At 60.9% G+C, this 13,065-nt stretch carries 17 protein-coding genes; all 17 read right to left on the reverse strand.

Translation table 11 applies throughout. The annotated features are described in order from the left end of the window. The coding region (locus QMX86_RS05990; protein WP_282390386.1) for a hypothetical protein at positions 1–103 on the reverse strand (103 nt) is incomplete at its 3' end. Between the two features lie 103 nt (positions 104–206). Further along, complete coding sequence (locus QMX86_RS05995; RefSeq protein ID WP_073473008.1) at positions 207–650, reverse strand: phage tail assembly chaperone; 444 nt, start codon at positions 648–650, stop codon at positions 207–209. Further along, a complete protein-coding gene (locus tag QMX86_RS06000; protein WP_073473010.1) occupies positions 638–2,608 on the reverse strand; it encodes a phage tail protein in 1,971 nt (656 codons plus the stop codon). The genes QMX86_RS05995 and QMX86_RS06000 overlap by 13 nt, the downstream gene beginning before the upstream one ends. Further along, complete coding sequence (locus tag QMX86_RS06005) at positions 2,601–3,209, reverse strand: phage tail protein I (RefSeq protein ID WP_073473012.1); 609 nt, start codon at positions 3,207–3,209, stop codon at positions 2,601–2,603. Before QMX86_RS06005 ends, QMX86_RS06000 begins: the two co-directional genes overlap by 8 nt. Position 3,210: 1 nt before the next feature. Then, positions 3,211–4,092, reverse strand: a complete 882-nt coding sequence (locus QMX86_RS06010) for a baseplate J/gp47 family protein (protein ID WP_073473014.1) — start codon at positions 4,090–4,092, stop codon at positions 3,211–3,213. Continuing rightward, on the reverse strand, positions 4,089–4,415 hold the full coding sequence (locus QMX86_RS06015) for a GPW/gp25 family protein (RefSeq protein ID WP_073473016.1): 327 nt from the start codon (positions 4,413–4,415) through the stop codon (positions 4,089–4,091). Before QMX86_RS06015 ends, QMX86_RS06010 begins: the two co-directional genes overlap by 4 nt. A gap of 5 nt (positions 4,416–4,420) precedes the next feature. Continuing rightward, positions 4,421–4,669: a hypothetical protein gene (locus tag QMX86_RS06020; protein WP_073473018.1), complete on the reverse strand. Its 249-nt coding sequence runs from the start codon at positions 4,667–4,669 to the stop codon at positions 4,421–4,423. Between the two features lie 55 nt (positions 4,670–4,724). Next, complete coding sequence (locus QMX86_RS06025) at positions 4,725–5,279, reverse strand: phage baseplate assembly protein V (RefSeq protein WP_034155930.1); 555 nt, start codon at positions 5,277–5,279, stop codon at positions 4,725–4,727. A gap of 29 nt (positions 5,280–5,308) precedes the next feature. Next, entirely contained in the window at positions 5,309–5,824 is a 516-nt protein-coding gene (locus tag QMX86_RS06030; protein ID WP_073473020.1) for a hypothetical protein, read from the reverse strand. Next, positions 5,817–6,482 carry a hypothetical protein gene (locus QMX86_RS06035; protein ID WP_034155915.1) on the reverse strand — a complete coding sequence of 222 codons (666 nt, stop codon included), beginning with the start codon at positions 6,480–6,482 and terminating at the stop codon, positions 5,817–5,819. Before QMX86_RS06035 ends, QMX86_RS06030 begins: the two co-directional genes overlap by 8 nt. Further along, a complete protein-coding gene (locus tag QMX86_RS06040; RefSeq protein ID WP_034155914.1) occupies positions 6,479–6,799 on the reverse strand; it encodes a hypothetical protein in 321 nt (106 codons plus the stop codon). The genes QMX86_RS06035 and QMX86_RS06040 overlap by 4 nt, the downstream gene beginning before the upstream one ends. 2 nt (positions 6,800–6,801) lie before the next feature. Continuing rightward, positions 6,802–7,797 (reverse strand): major capsid protein, encoded by a 996-nt coding sequence (locus tag QMX86_RS06045; RefSeq protein WP_073473022.1) that lies wholly within the window; start codon positions 7,795–7,797, stop codon positions 6,802–6,804. A 62-nt stretch (positions 7,798–7,859) separates the two neighbouring features. Then, positions 7,860–8,204: a head decoration protein gene (locus QMX86_RS06050; protein WP_073473024.1), complete on the reverse strand. Its 345-nt coding sequence runs from the start codon at positions 8,202–8,204 to the stop codon at positions 7,860–7,862. After that, on the reverse strand, positions 8,201–9,355 hold the full coding sequence (locus QMX86_RS06055) for a head maturation protease, ClpP-related (protein ID WP_073473026.1): 1,155 nt from the start codon (positions 9,353–9,355) through the stop codon (positions 8,201–8,203). The genes QMX86_RS06050 and QMX86_RS06055 overlap by 4 nt, the downstream gene beginning before the upstream one ends. Then, positions 9,352–10,833 carry a phage portal protein gene (locus QMX86_RS06060; protein ID WP_073473028.1) on the reverse strand — a complete coding sequence of 494 codons (1,482 nt, stop codon included), beginning with the start codon at positions 10,831–10,833 and terminating at the stop codon, positions 9,352–9,354. Before QMX86_RS06060 ends, QMX86_RS06055 begins: the two co-directional genes overlap by 4 nt. After that, positions 10,833–11,039, reverse strand: coding sequence for a hypothetical protein (locus QMX86_RS06065; protein WP_073473030.1), 207 nt, complete (start codon positions 11,037–11,039; stop codon positions 10,833–10,835). The genes QMX86_RS06060 and QMX86_RS06065 overlap by 1 nt, the downstream gene beginning before the upstream one ends. 1 nt (position 11,040) lies before the next feature. Next, positions 11,041–13,065: a phage terminase large subunit family protein gene (locus QMX86_RS06070; protein WP_073473032.1), complete on the reverse strand. Its 2,025-nt coding sequence runs from the start codon at positions 13,063–13,065 to the stop codon at positions 11,041–11,043.

Here is a 13,065-nt window from a genome sequence, read left to right on the forward strand (position 1 = left end):
GCGTGAAGGTGTCGCACAGACCGATAATCGACGACGACGGCAACGAGATGGTGCGCGCACCAGTGTCGACCGACGTGGTCGTGACGCCGTGAAAAAAACTCATAAGGATCAGTCTCCAGAAACGAAAAAGCCCCGCATGAGCGAGGCTGTGTGGGTGTTCGTGTTACGCGTAACGGAAAAGAAAACGCCCCGTCAGTGCGGGGCGTTTATTGAAGCTGGCCGGTCACCCACGGCGGCGCGATCGGACGGTGATCGATCAGTGGGAATTGCTCGCCTTGTGGCCAGTCGCGCAACAGCCGGCGGTAGCCTTGCAGCTCCGCATATTGCTCAGGCGTAATCGAAGTCGACCCGCCTTCCTCGACCTCGTCGCGATGGCGTGAAACCAGAGGGTCAGTAGCTGCCAATTGCCGATCTCGCCAAACACGCTCAGCGGCGGCCAGCACCTCAGAGCTAGGCGCCGGCCGCTCGACAAGGATAGGCCCGCCGAACTCATCAGCAGCGACGACCATGCCGGCAGTTTGCCCCTCCAAAATGGCGCGGCGATGCAGATCGGACACCTCAACGGCATCACCCGGAATCACCTCATTAATGCCACTTTCATAAAAGCCCAGCTCAGCTGCACTAAAGAAAATCACGATCAGTACCCCCATACATGCCAAAAAATGACCGGGTTAACCGACGTGGTAGGCCCCGAGTTCGCATTGACCAAAATACTATTGAGGTTACTGCCGTTCTTCCTCACCCCAGCAATAGAAAACTCAGCCGCCCCCGCTTGCGCTGATAACGGCACTGAGACCACCGCCCCAAAAATCGCGTTAGGAAACGCGATTGGGAGAACAACGGCCACCTCCGCATTATCCGTAACAGCTACCGACCCCCATTGTTCGATCAGACCCGACGGTTGCCTCTGATAGCCATTACTTGATAACGATGCGATGCCCGTTCCACCAACAGAAAGCCAACCAATCCCCGACGCAATAAACTCCGCCGCAACACCCATAACCAGCACCACGGTGGGCGCGCCAGTTACGACGCCATTCGGCCCGGAAATGTTGCCGTTGATGGATCTCACAGTGCAGACGGTATTTGCTCCCGCCTGAATGTAAATGCGACTTCCGCCAGGCAACAGGGTGGCATCAGGCAGCGTGAGAGTGATAGTCGGCGCGCTTGTATATACGTACTTTCCGACATCCGCCGCCGTCAAAACCGTATTTGCGGCATAGGCGACGTACCCGGCAAAACTACCCGCCGCGCGCTGCACGAATTCAGTGGTTGCTAGCGCCTTGGTGCTGTCGAACTGAGGCCGAGTTGTGAAGTTCTCCCCCGCCATGATGCCGGCAAAACGCAGCGCAACAGTGCCACCGATCAGCCGCCACTGATCTTGCAGTCGAATGAATTCGGCGGTGTCGCCCAAGTTCAAGACCAGAGGGCCAGCAATACCGGTTGAGGTGTAAACCAGATCGGCCCCATCCCCGATAATTCTCAGGCCGCCAGAGCCCGCACAGACAAGCGCTACAGTAGCGCCTTGCGCGATTCCAGCCGTAGGCGGCAAGGTCGCGGTGAGCTGTGCCACACCCGAAAAGCTGTGTAGGCCGCCGACGTGCGCAGCAGTAAGCGCCAAGTTCGCGCTGTTTGTGGTGAAGCCCGAAAACTCGACCCCGCTACGCTTCACGAACTCAGCCGTAGCCAGCAACTTGCTGCTGTCAAATTGCGCCGGCGTCGGCGCCTTGGGGCTTCCGACAAAGATCGGAGAAAGCAAACGGGCGAGACCGTCGGTAATGTCCTTGAACGTCAAGGCCGTGACACCCACAGCAATCGCGCCATCTGTCACCAACTGCCAAATCGTGTCGGCCTGAGTAGCCCCCACCTCAACCGCCAGCGTCATATTCGGCGTGACCTTGGCATTGCTGTCGGCATCACTTGCCCGCGTCCAGGCACCGGCCGCCACCACATACGGCCCGTTATCCTTCGCCATCGTCTGGTTCTTTACCAACACCCGGTCGCCGGCGTTCAGCGAAACACCATCCACCACCTGCAAACCGAGCAGAGCAATGTTGGCCGTCGTTGCGGCGCGCACAGATTGCTTCATGTCGAGCCGGCTCAACTCGTCCAGAAGACGCGAATCAACATATTCGCGGGTAGCCAGCACCACCGCCGGATCAATTTTGAGCGTGATATTCCCGGTGTTGCTGACCACAAAGTTCATGCGCACGACTTGCGTGCGGCCAGAGCCTTGCGACAACAACGGTTTGAAGCTTGGCGCGCAGTTGGCCACCGCCACCAGATCGCCGTCCGCATCGTAGAGGCCGATTTCGCGGATCCACTTACCGCCCTCATCGGCTGGAATGATCTGCTCAGCGATGATCACCGCCGGATTGACCGGGTCAATCTTCAGTTGGTTGAGCGGCTTTCGGCGCCACTCATTGAGCAGCTTGGTTTGAATGGCAGACGGAACCGGATTAGGCGGATCTGCCAGCCCGTTCGGGTTAGCGTCCCCCACGCCCATTTCGGTAAGTTTCCAGGGAATGCCAAGCGCGTCGGCATTCGCCTGCTTGGCCATCCCCACGTTCGTGAGGATCGCGAAAAACTGCGAGTTCGCATCAATCATAATAAACATCCAGGGTGTCTATGGTGTGTTCGCGGCCGACCACGCCAAAGCTGCCGGTGACCTCGATGTCACGCATGACGGGTGGGTAAACGTCGATCTCGTCGCCGTCGTAGAGGGATACGGCTATATCTAAGTTGCCTTGGGTTTCCAGGCTGATCGCCAGCCCGGTCAGTTGCCGGGTAACAGGCTTGGCGTCGTCAATCAGGCGCTCAAGCTCCTGATACATTTCCTCGGTGATACCGGTATCGAGAACGCCCACCTTCAGAGCGAAGGTGCCCGGCACACCCTCGGGCACCGTCTGGAACCACTCGACAATCTCGATCAGGTAGCCCAGCGGCTCGACCACGCGGCGCAGAGCGCCGATGGTGCCCTTGTGTTTGTGAATGTAGAAAGACGCCTTGATGGCCGCGCGCTTGGTCGCCTCAGACCATCGGTAGTCCCAGCGATCGACCGACCACGCCCACGCCAGATGCGGCAGCAGATGCACCGGACAGGTGTCGGGGTTGTAGAGATCGCGCAGTGGGACAATCGTCTTTTCGAAAAACGCGGCTTCCATGGCCCGTTCCAGTTGCGTGCTGTTGAGCGGGAGTAGACTTTTCATATCAGCCCGCCAGCCTCACGCTGTAGCGCGTACAGAAAGCCGCTTGCGCCTTGGTCGGGGCCAGATCCTGCCACCCGACCAACTCAACCCGGGCAACGCCGGCAACGTGCAACTGGGCGTCAACAGCCGAGCGGGCGACCTCTACGCCCAGCCGCTTGCGTGGATTGATCCAGGATGCCAAGCGGCTTTTCGCCTCGGCCAAACTGGCATCCGCTTCCGGACCGGCGCCGGCCATGTGCAAAATGGCGTCGATCTCGTAACGGATCACCTGCGCGCTCTGCACAGTCACCCGATCTCCAACCGGGCGGACGTCATCGTCATTCAGAGCGGCGGCCACTGTTGCCAGCAGCTCCGGCGGCGCTTCGCCCTCCCCGTCCAGCCCGAGCACCGTGACCGTGACGTAACAAGGCTTCGGACTTTCAGCCGTGGCGTCTGCCACCAGTCCCGATGCGTTACGCGCGTGCAGGATGTAGCTGTTGCGCGGGCCGGCCGTAGTCAGTCCTTCATAGGCCAACTGGATACGCTCGCGAAACGGGTCGTCGTCTTCCATGACCTTGGGCACCGGCGGCACCGCCAGCAAATCCTCGGCCTGAATGACCAGGCGCTGCAGATTGACGTTGGCCCCCAAGTGATCGAGGTCGCCGCGAATGGCGTGCGCCAGCAATAGCGCCTTGCCGGCGTCATTGACCCGGGCGCGGTTGCCGACCTTGTTGTAGGCCCCGACCTCAAGCACTTTGACCACTGGATCGCTTTCCAGCGCGGCCGTCCAGTTGCCACCCATGTACCCGCGAAAGACGCCTAAACCATCCTGATAAACCTCTTCGAAGTCCAGAGGCTCCAGCACGGTAGGCGCCGGCAGCGATGACAAATCAACGGTACTCATGCAGCCACCTCCAACGTGACGCCGTCGCCCAGGTACTTCCCGACGATTTGCAGATTGATTTGCCCACCAATGACGGAGAGGACACGCACCTGGTCGAGCTTCAAACGTGGCTCCCAGCGCCCCAAAGCCCTGGCGACCTCAGCCTGTACGGCGCTTTTCCAGCCCTCGTTAACGGGCAAATCGACAAACCGCCGCAGCTTGCTGCCGTACTCCATGCGGTGCCGGCGACTGCCCAGCGGCGTGCTCAAGATGTCGGCAATGGATTGCCGCAGGTGCTCGATGCCGGATATGGGGAGGCCGGTCTGGCGATCCATTCCGATCATCGATGTCACTCCTTGAACGGCTCGTATTCTTCGCTGGCTTTCAGGAACTTGACCGCCTCGATGTCGGAGGCTGGCACCACGACCGTCGCCTTCTCCACCGGATAGGAACGGTCGGTACCGGGCACGATCACCAGTCGCGACGTGTAGAGCTTGTCGCGGAATTTCAAGGACTCAGGCGATGAGTAAGTTGAGGATGACAATGCCGGTTCCGAGGACGTTTGCGCATCGGTTGAGGTCGTATCGATCTTGGCCATGTGGTTCTCCAGGCATGAAAAAGCCCGCACTTGGCGGGCTGGATGAATGTTTGGGTTAATGCTTGTGGTGGTTGTCGCTGTTGCCGACGGCCATGATGTTGCCAGCGCCGTCGATGTTGCCCGTTACGGATAACGCGCCGTCGATATTGACAGGCCCTTTGATATTCACGGTCGCTTCAAGATCAATCGTTCCCGACTTCACCGTTACCGCGTTATCCGTAACGACGACGTCCGTGCCGCCGACCTTGATCGCCACCGTGCCACTCGGCAGGGTGATGGTGTAAGACTTGGCCTGCCAGTCGTAGACCAGCGAGCCGCCATCATCAAAACGCCAGACCTCGACATGGTCGCGATTATCTGGCGGCGGCCCGGCATTGCCATACAAGCCCGGGACAAACGTGCCTTGTGACACGTCACCGCTGGGACTGATCAAACTGCCCTGCTCGCCCATGGACGGCGCCCGCCAGTGTCTGGCCTTGCCCGCCGCGATGCTGTGCCACCGCACCCAGGCGCTGACCCATTCACTGCCATCCGAGACGCGACACACCGGCGGCGAAGCGGACAGATCCAGCGCGACCACATAGCAAGCCTTGACCACGCCGGCGAGCATCCGGTCGTGCTGGGCGCTCGCGTAGCCACTCACACATCCTCCGCAGGGACAAAGTCCTCTTTGGCCTCGTTATTGAATCCAATGAGCAACGTGCCCGGCGGCTCGTCAGGCCAGAGCCATTCCTCTGGGCCGAGATAGACTTGCTGAGTCCACTCCACCAGCCACACGGTGTATCCATCCAGGTGCGGCTGGGTCCAGTCCTGCAGCGATTGCACAAACTCGGCGGGTTCAACTGGCAACCCCCACGTCTGCGAACGCAGCAACACCGCCAACTGCGTCGCCAGTTGCACGGCCTGTTGATGATGGTGCGCCTTGATCGGGTCAACAATGATCCGAGCCTCGAACTTGCACACCAGCGAGGTTTCGCCGGTGCCGATATCTTTACCCGGCTCGATCTCGGCCACCTCCAGAAACACCGCTGGCAGCAACACGCGATCCTTAATGTCTGGCCAGGCTGTGACGGTTTGCACGCCAGGCAAGTGGGTACGAAGATGCTGTTCTACCGCCCTATAAAACTGGTCCAGGCTGAACGGTTCTTCAGACATTGCCGATCCTCTTAAGGTATTTCTGCAGCTCAAAGTTGAGTTCCTGCTTGAGAATCTCCAGCAGACGCTCATCTGCCTTTTTGACCCAACTGTCGAAATGCGGCCTGGCTTGCTCGAGCGACACCTTGGCCTTGGCCAGCGGGAAACGACTACCATTTTCGGCGACCCAACCCGAACTCGGCCCGCGACCGGGGGACACCGTGCTATCCGGGTAGTCGTCCCCGTTGAAATGCTTGGAAGCTGTGCGGATCCAGATGTCGGGTTTGTTGCCGTAGACCTTCTTGAGAAAGGCACCTTCATAACGCCGCCCCGCCACCGACACACCGCTCCCGGTCTGCCGCGCCCGGCCGATCCGGCTGGATTCGATGGCGTTCAAACCGAACCACAGTTTGCCGCTCGCGGCACCGCCCGAAACCGGATAGCTGCGCAACCGCTGACGCACCGCTGCAACAGCAATGCGCTCTGACCGGCTGACGGCTCGGGCAATGTGCGTGCGCAACCAGCCCAACGTCTTGTTGATTGCGCGTCGATGCGCCGCAGCGGCCGCTTTCGGCACCACCTTGGCAAAGTCCTGGAACGCCTGAAAATCTGCGGCCGAGGACTGGATAGAGATCATCCCGCCCCCGGCCGAGGGTTTGAAATAGCTGCCGACGCTCATGGCCGCAACCTCAGAATCAGGGCGACCAGCCCGTCACCGCTCGGTTCGAGCTGGATCAGGTCGTAGTCACCGCCGCCATCCAAGGCAGGCAGGTCAACGCTAACCAGCATGCCCTGTTCCAGACCTTGCGAATCGCTGACGCGGATCTCAAAGCGAGGCTCACGCAACCCGGTGTTGAGCTTGCCGAACTTGGGTTGCAGCCAGGGCGCGGCAAACATGCCGAGCACTGGCTCTTCGCGACCCTCGATCCGTGCGGTGTCGCCCAGCGTTTCGAACACCACCGCGTCAACCTCGGCGATCAGATCGCGAAAGCCCATGGTCAGAGTTCCAGCAGGATCTGGGCGCGCGGTCGAGTGCACAGGTGCAGCGGGTTGGACTGAGCTTCACCGGCCATACCTTTGTTGAAGGGCAGCGGCTCGATCATGCTGTAGTACGGGATGCCTTGGGTGTTGACCGTTTCCATGTAGTCGGCCGGTGCAAACACCGAGATGTATAGATCTGGAACGCCTTCAGGAACCAGCAGCGCCTTGTCGTCATGGACAAAAGACACTCCGGCGACCTTGCCACGGTAACGCTCCCAGATGATGCCGCCGAACTCGAAACTTTCCCGGGCGTCACCACGCAGCGCTGCCGCTTGCTGACTGTTGAGATAGGTCTCTTTGACCGACTTGTGAACAATCAGCTTGTTCCAGAAGTTCTTGCCGCAGAAAGCGCGCGAACCGGTACTGGTCACGCTACCCAGCGCATCCTCCTGCATGTCCAGCGCCTCACCGCACATGACCCGCAGCTCGGTATCGGCCTTAGTCAGCCCCATGGACATCTTCTGACGCTGCACACCGAAGCGCTCATACAAGTCCAGCAGCACCGTCTGACCGTCAGCGTCGAGGATCTGGCCGTTGAGTGCGCCCATGCGCTGGAACTCATGCGTGGCGTCCAACTGACGACGCGCCTTTGCCAGACGTGCATTGACCACGTCCTGCACCGCCTGCAGCTCAGTGCGAGTGCCGAAGGCGCGGATGCCTTGAATCTCATCCGCCTTGATGGTGAAACGCTCCGGCAGGTGCACGGTGTTGAACGGGATCAGGTTGCGCTTGCTCGCAGCAACCACCAGGCCAGAACCACCGCGCTCACCGGCCGGCACCAGTGCCAGGGTATCACCGTCCTTTTCAATCTGTACGGTCAGGGTGGTAATGCCTTCCTCGCGGAACAGACCCAGGGCGCTGATGCGGCCCGGCAGGTAGGGTTGATCATTGAGTGCAGCGGTCAGCGAGGTAACGGTAAACGCTTCGTCTTCAAAAATGGCGATATCGGCCATGGGTACTCTCCAGAAACGAAAAATCCCGCACGCGGCGGGATGCATACAAAAAAAGGATCGACTTAGCGGACGATCACGAAATGGGTGGCGAGTGCTTTCTCGGCGGCCAGATCCAGACCGGTCAGGTGCGCTTCGCTGACCTCGGCCAACCGCACCACGGCGCGACCGCGCCGCACCACATCGGATTCGCCAAGCGGGCCGTAGAGAATGGCGACAGCATTTTCGGTGCCGTCCTCAGCCGTTGGGTTGTACGGTGCGAATTCGCCGGAGGCGGTCACCAGTCCGAGGATTTGTCCGGGCCACAACTCTGGACCGGCCGCGACGTTGATCGCTTCACGCGAAATATTGCCGGCGCCTTCGGACAGCAGGAATTCACCCGCGTGCATCGGTTCCTGTTTGATGGTCATGCTCTTGCTCCTTTCGCGCTTTGCGCGGTTCCAGTTTGGGCCGCTTGGCGAGCAGCCCAAATCGAGTTGGGGTCAGGTTGTTTGGCCAGCACCTTCGGCGCCAGGTCGTCCGCCAGCGGCAGACTGTTGTCGATTTCAAAGCCCTTACCGCTGGTGACAATCTTGTCGAACAGACGCGCCCGCACCGCCGCCTCGTCCAGACCTGCAGCGACATACTCGGCGCTGAATTCCGGCAGCCGCGCAGCCACGCAGAGGTCGTTTACCGCCTTGGCGCGCGCCAGACCGGCTAAAACGATCTCTTCGCTTTCAAGCTGGGTTGACTTGAGCAGCGGCTCGACCAGGTTGCTGATGCCCGCCGCCGTGCAGCGCTGAGTGACCATCAATGCCAACTTGGCCGAGTCGACTACTGGCGGCACCAGCGGCGGTTCGACAGGATCAAGATCAGGATCCGCTTCAGGTGGCTCGTCGAGCTGGGCCAGCAAATCAGCCGGTGCGTTCTGGAATCGTTGCAGCACCGCGCCTTGACCGAGACAGGCTTTGACCTTGACGCCGTCGCCCACTTCATCGGCCAGCCCCAACGCCACCGCTTCGTTGGCGGTCAGCCAGGTTTCAGCATCAACCATTCGCCGCAGTTCGGCGTCATCAATGTCGGGCGCCTTGGCCTTATAGGCCGCGATGATCGCCTCCAAGGTCTGATCCAATACATCAGCAACCCGGCGGAAGTCCTCAGCGCTACCGCCTGTATAGGTGTATGGGTTGTGAATCATCAACATGGCGTTGGCCGCGATTACTACGCGGTGTGCGCCGCACACGGCCACACTGGCCGCACTCGCGGCCAGTGCATCGATCCGGCCGGTGCAGCGCTCGCCCAGCCGCGACAGCGCGTTGTGCATGGCCAGACCGTCGAACAGGTCACCGCCGATACTGTTGAACGCGGCGACCACCGGCGACACACCATCATCCATGGCGCGCAGATCCTGCACGAATTGATTGGCAGTGATACCCCAAGCACCGATCTCGCCATAGACGAAGACTTCGATCACTCGCTCGGTGGCCTCGCCGCTGGCATGAACGGCGTACCAGGTCTTGTCCTTGACCTCGACGCGTTTGCCGGCGCGGTTGTAAATACGCGGTTTCGCAGTTTTGCTCATGGTTGCTCCTTGTCGTCGGTGTCTTCGACGGCATCAAGGGTGTTGTAGTTGAGGCGCAGCGCTGTGGCCCGCGCCAGATCGGCGGCGTTTTCCAGATCGACCGTTTCGGCGTCGTAGCCGGTACGCAGGACCATCTCGCTGCGCGACGAAAAACCGGCTCTCACCTCCATCGCTCGTGCTTGCACGTCCTGAACCGGCTGGATATAGGCCCAGCCTTGCGGTACCCAGCGAGTGCGAAGGTACTGGCGGCGTTTCTGTGCGTAATCGTCCAGCACCAGAACACCCGACAGCACCGCCATGTCCATCCACGCCGCCCGCACAGGACGGCAGAGCTGATGCACGTACACGCTGAATTGCAGTTGTTCCAGACGGCGCCGAAACTCGTTGAGCACCACCCGCAGCGCTCGGTCGTTGATCCCGCGCATGTCGCCGGTGAGGATTTCGTAAGGTGTGCCCGATCCCGCTGCTGCAGCCATCAACTGCTGACGCATGAAGTCCGGGTAGTTGTTGCCGGCGTCTGGCGGTTTGGAAAACTCAACCTCCTCTCCCGGCCCGAGTTCCTGCATGGTGCCGGGTTCGAGCGCGACCATAGGGGTAAACCCGTCGCGATCAAGATCCAGCGGAGCGCCGGTGACCGGATCGCGTGGAACCGGTCCCGATTCCGGCGACGGGCGCTTGATGAAACCGGCAAACAGGTTGGCCACCTCTTGGCGGAACAACACCGCGTCGTCGTAGTTGTCCAGACTGCGCAGCCGTTTAAGCACCGGCGACAATCGCGGCACACCACGCAGTTGTCCTGGCTCCACCGGTTCGAAGATGTGCAGCACCTGCGCGGCCGGGACGCGCACTAGCTGGTTGTAACCGGCGTTCAACGAGGCCGAGTCACGCGGATGCGAGAGGTACATCCAATACGCTACCCGCTTGCCGCCGGGCGTGAACTCGATGCCGGCGCGAATGATGTTGCCGTTCTTGGTGCTCTCGAATTTGTCGTGCGGAACGAACTCCGGCGCCAGGATCTGCAACTGCAGCGGAACCGCCAAGCCTTCATCCCGACTGCGAGGACGCAAGCGAACAAAGCATTCACCCGATGTTTCCACCGTGCGCGCCACTAGCGCCTGCTGGCCGTAAAAGTCGGTGCGGTCATCCGCATCAGACTCATCGACCCAATCTCCCCACAGCTCCTGCATCAGTTTGCGCAAGGCATCATCGTCGGTTGTCGGCCGAGGGGTGATGCCGGTGCCGATCAGGTTGCTGACGCGCTTGTCGATGACGTTGAAGGCATACGGGTCATTGCGAACCGCTGCCCGGGAGCGCGAGCGCAAATTGCGCAGTGCCGGGGTATTGATGCTGTTGATCCCGTTGTCGGGAGCGTCCCAGTTAGCGGATCGGCGGCCTTCACCAGCGCCTTCGTAACTGGCCTTGATGTTGGACGGCAGCACAAAGCCGTTACGGGTCAACGTCGGAAAATGGCGGGCCATCAGACCCCCTTCCCTGCGTGGAACAGCCGGACCACGCGCGAACGCGGCCCGGCGGCGCTGGCCAGCGACGAGCGTATTTCTTCGCGAGCCCTGAGGAGTTCATCGACCGTGCGGTATTCCACGGTGCGGTCGGTGTAGCGCACAGTTTTCTCACCGCGTGCGATGGCCGCCTCAACCGCGTCGAGGTGCTTTTTCGTAAAGGACATATCAGCGTCTCTTCAGATAGCCGCTGGCAGAGCTGCGGCGTTGAGGGGGGGCTGCCGGTCGTGATTGTGTAACCGGTGCAGCGGGTGGTGGTGCGGGCTGGGCTTGGCGTACAGCAGCAGGCGCCGGTGTTTGCTCAACATCAAGTCGCTCGCCCTGAACAGGCTTGGTGCTCAAGGCGTCATCGAACAAGCCGGACTGGGCCAGGGCTTGTCGCACCCTGCCCCAATCGTGTTCCTGGTAGCGGTTGATGCCGAGGTAATGCGCCATGGCCAGGCAGTACACCATCAGGTCGAGCGCTTCGTTGCGCTCGGCCTTGCCCTTCACCCATTCGATGCGCTTGTGCCCGCGCACGTAACGCACGACTTTGCGCTCGGCGACGCACTGGGCGAAGAACTCGTCCGGCAGGTCGTTGGCAAAGTGCAGCGAACCGGGGCCGTCCGGGAACGGGTAGCGGTTGTAGATCCAGTCTTTGGCGGTGTCGGTACCGACAAACCACAGCTCGGCGCCGTTGCGTTCGGTCTGGCCCTTCCATGTCACGTCGACCATGGACGGGCGCTGTGCAATCACCGGTCGGCCCGGCTTGCTCGCGCCCTTGATGGCGAAGATGTTGCGCCAGCGGCGAACGCGGCAGAACTGGTAGACCTCATCGGTGTGGTGACCGCCGGAGTCGACGCCGACAGCGAGAATCGCCAGACCGACACCACAGGGATGCCGGTAACGGGCCTTGAGTTTCTCGTCTAGTACAGCCCAGGTGCGCTCGTCTGCCGGATCGCCCCATATGATCTGGTGATCGACCACCCAGCGCTCCATGCCCACGCCGAAGCCCATCACCATCAGTTCTAGGCGGTTGGCCTGGACGTCGACGGCGCCGGTCAGCATCAGCACACCGGCCGGCATCGCGCCGAGGGTGTAGGTCTCCAGCCGCGCCCGAGCGATCAGCACTTCCGCCTTGGTCTGTTCGAGCGCGCTGTCCCAAACCTTCGCCAGACGAGTGTTGTAGAACACCTGCATCAGGCTTGTATCGCCTTGGGCCTGGGCTTTTTTTGCGTCTTCAAACTCGACGGCAAGTGAGGCCCAGTCCATCCAGCCGGTCGGCGAGTACAGTGCGTTGAGATGAAAACCAACGGTCTTGCCGTCGCCGCCCGCATGAGCGCGCCACTCGCCTCGGGCGAGCATGTCGCTCTTGTGGTGTTCCTCAATCAGCACGTCGCACTCCGGAGCTGCGCACTCGTAATGTACCGTCGTGCAGTCCTTGCTGTAATGCAGTCGCTCCCATTCCAGCACCTGCATATGGCCGCAGGTAGGGCACGGCACGTAGTAGTGTCGCTGGTCGCTGGACTCAAAAAGATCCGCAATTCGCGAGGCGCCCTTGATTGTTGGCGAGCTGGAAAAGTAGATCTTGGCGTTACGGCCGAAGTTGGTCGCCCGCGTCTCTGCCAGCCGAATGGGATCACCCTCCTGGCCGACGTCGTTCTCCCAGCGGTCAACCTCATCGCCGTAGATATAGCGGGCCGACAGCTCCGACAGGTTGGCCGCAGAACCGGCGGTGGTAACGTACAACGAGCCACCCTCGAACTCCTTGGTATCCATCGTGTTGCGTGCATCCCGCGAGCGGGTGGCCGCGACCCGCTCGCGCAGAACGGGGGTAGCCTTGATGGTCTTGCTGATCCGTCCCGACACCCGCTTGGACAGGCTCAGGCTGGGCAGAAGCGCCAGGATGTTCGATGGAGCCATGTGGATAAGACCGCCCATCCAGTTCAGGGCGATCTGGGTTTTCATCAATTGCGAAGCCACCATGGTGACCACGCGCCTGCAAGGGTGAGCCGGCGACAGGCAGCGCATAGGCTCTCGTGCATAAGGTGTGCGAGAGGTGCGGTACTGGCCGGGCTCAGGGGCACCGGTGTCACGCGGGATTCGCATGTACTCATCGGCCCATTCATCGATCCAGAGATCTGGGTCTGGGCGCAGTCCACGGAAATAAGCCTCACGGTACACCTCTGCACCGTCAGGAAATTCCGTGTGCAT

This window comes from Pseudomonas sp. PS01270 (genome assembly GCF_029959775.1).
Lineage (GTDB): Bacteria > Pseudomonadota > Gammaproteobacteria > Pseudomonadales > Pseudomonadaceae > Aquipseudomonas > Aquipseudomonas atacamensis.

Bases quoted from the DNA above. Each gene is read 5' to 3' on its own strand.
- QMX86_RS06035 (WP_034155915.1), bottom strand. From the start codon at position 6,482: ATGAGCGTCGGCAGCTATTTCAAACCCTCGGCCGGGGGCGGGATGATC.
- QMX86_RS06070 (WP_073473032.1), bottom strand. From the start codon at position 13,065: ATGCACACGGAATTTCCTGACGGTGCAGAGGTGTACCGTGAGGCTTAT.
- QMX86_RS06025 (WP_034155930.1), bottom strand. From the start codon at position 5,279: ATGCTCGCCGGCGTGGTCAAGGCTTGCTATGTGGTCGCGCTGGATCTG.
- QMX86_RS06040 (WP_034155914.1), bottom strand. From the start codon at position 6,799: ATGGGCTTTCGCGATCTGATCGCCGAGGTTGACGCGGTGGTGTTCGAA.
- QMX86_RS05995 (WP_073473008.1), bottom strand. From the start codon at position 650: ATGGGGGTACTGATCGTGATTTTCTTTAGTGCAGCTGAGCTGGGCTTT.
- QMX86_RS06005 (WP_073473012.1), bottom strand. From the start codon at position 3,209: ATGAAAAGTCTACTCCCGCTCAACAGCACGCAACTGGAACGGGCCATG.
- QMX86_RS06030 (WP_073473020.1), bottom strand. From the start codon at position 5,824: ATGTCTGAAGAACCGTTCAGCCTGGACCAGTTTTATAGGGCGGTAGAA.
- QMX86_RS06045 (WP_073473022.1), bottom strand. From the start codon at position 7,797: ATGGCCGATATCGCCATTTTTGAAGACGAAGCGTTTACCGTTACCTCG.
- QMX86_RS06060 (WP_073473028.1), bottom strand. From the start codon at position 10,833: ATGGCCCGCCATTTTCCGACGTTGACCCGTAACGGCTTTGTGCTGCCG.
- QMX86_RS06015 (WP_073473016.1), bottom strand. From the start codon at position 4,415: ATGATCGGAATGGATCGCCAGACCGGCCTCCCCATATCCGGCATCGAG.
- QMX86_RS06000 (WP_073473010.1), bottom strand. From the start codon at position 2,608: ATGATTGATGCGAACTCGCAGTTTTTCGCGATCCTCACGAACGTGGGG.
- QMX86_RS06010 (WP_073473014.1), bottom strand. From the start codon at position 4,092: ATGAGTACCGTTGATTTGTCATCGCTGCCGGCGCCTACCGTGCTGGAG.
- QMX86_RS06020 (WP_073473018.1), bottom strand. From the start codon at position 4,669: ATGGCCAAGATCGATACGACCTCAACCGATGCGCAAACGTCCTCGGAA.
- QMX86_RS06050 (WP_073473024.1), bottom strand. From the start codon at position 8,204: ATGACCATCAAACAGGAACCGATGCACGCGGGTGAATTCCTGCTGTCC.
- QMX86_RS06055 (WP_073473026.1), bottom strand. From the start codon at position 9,355: ATGAGCAAAACTGCGAAACCGCGTATTTACAACCGCGCCGGCAAACGC.
- QMX86_RS06065 (WP_073473030.1), bottom strand. From the start codon at position 11,039: ATGTCCTTTACGAAAAAGCACCTCGACGCGGTTGAGGCGGCCATCGCA.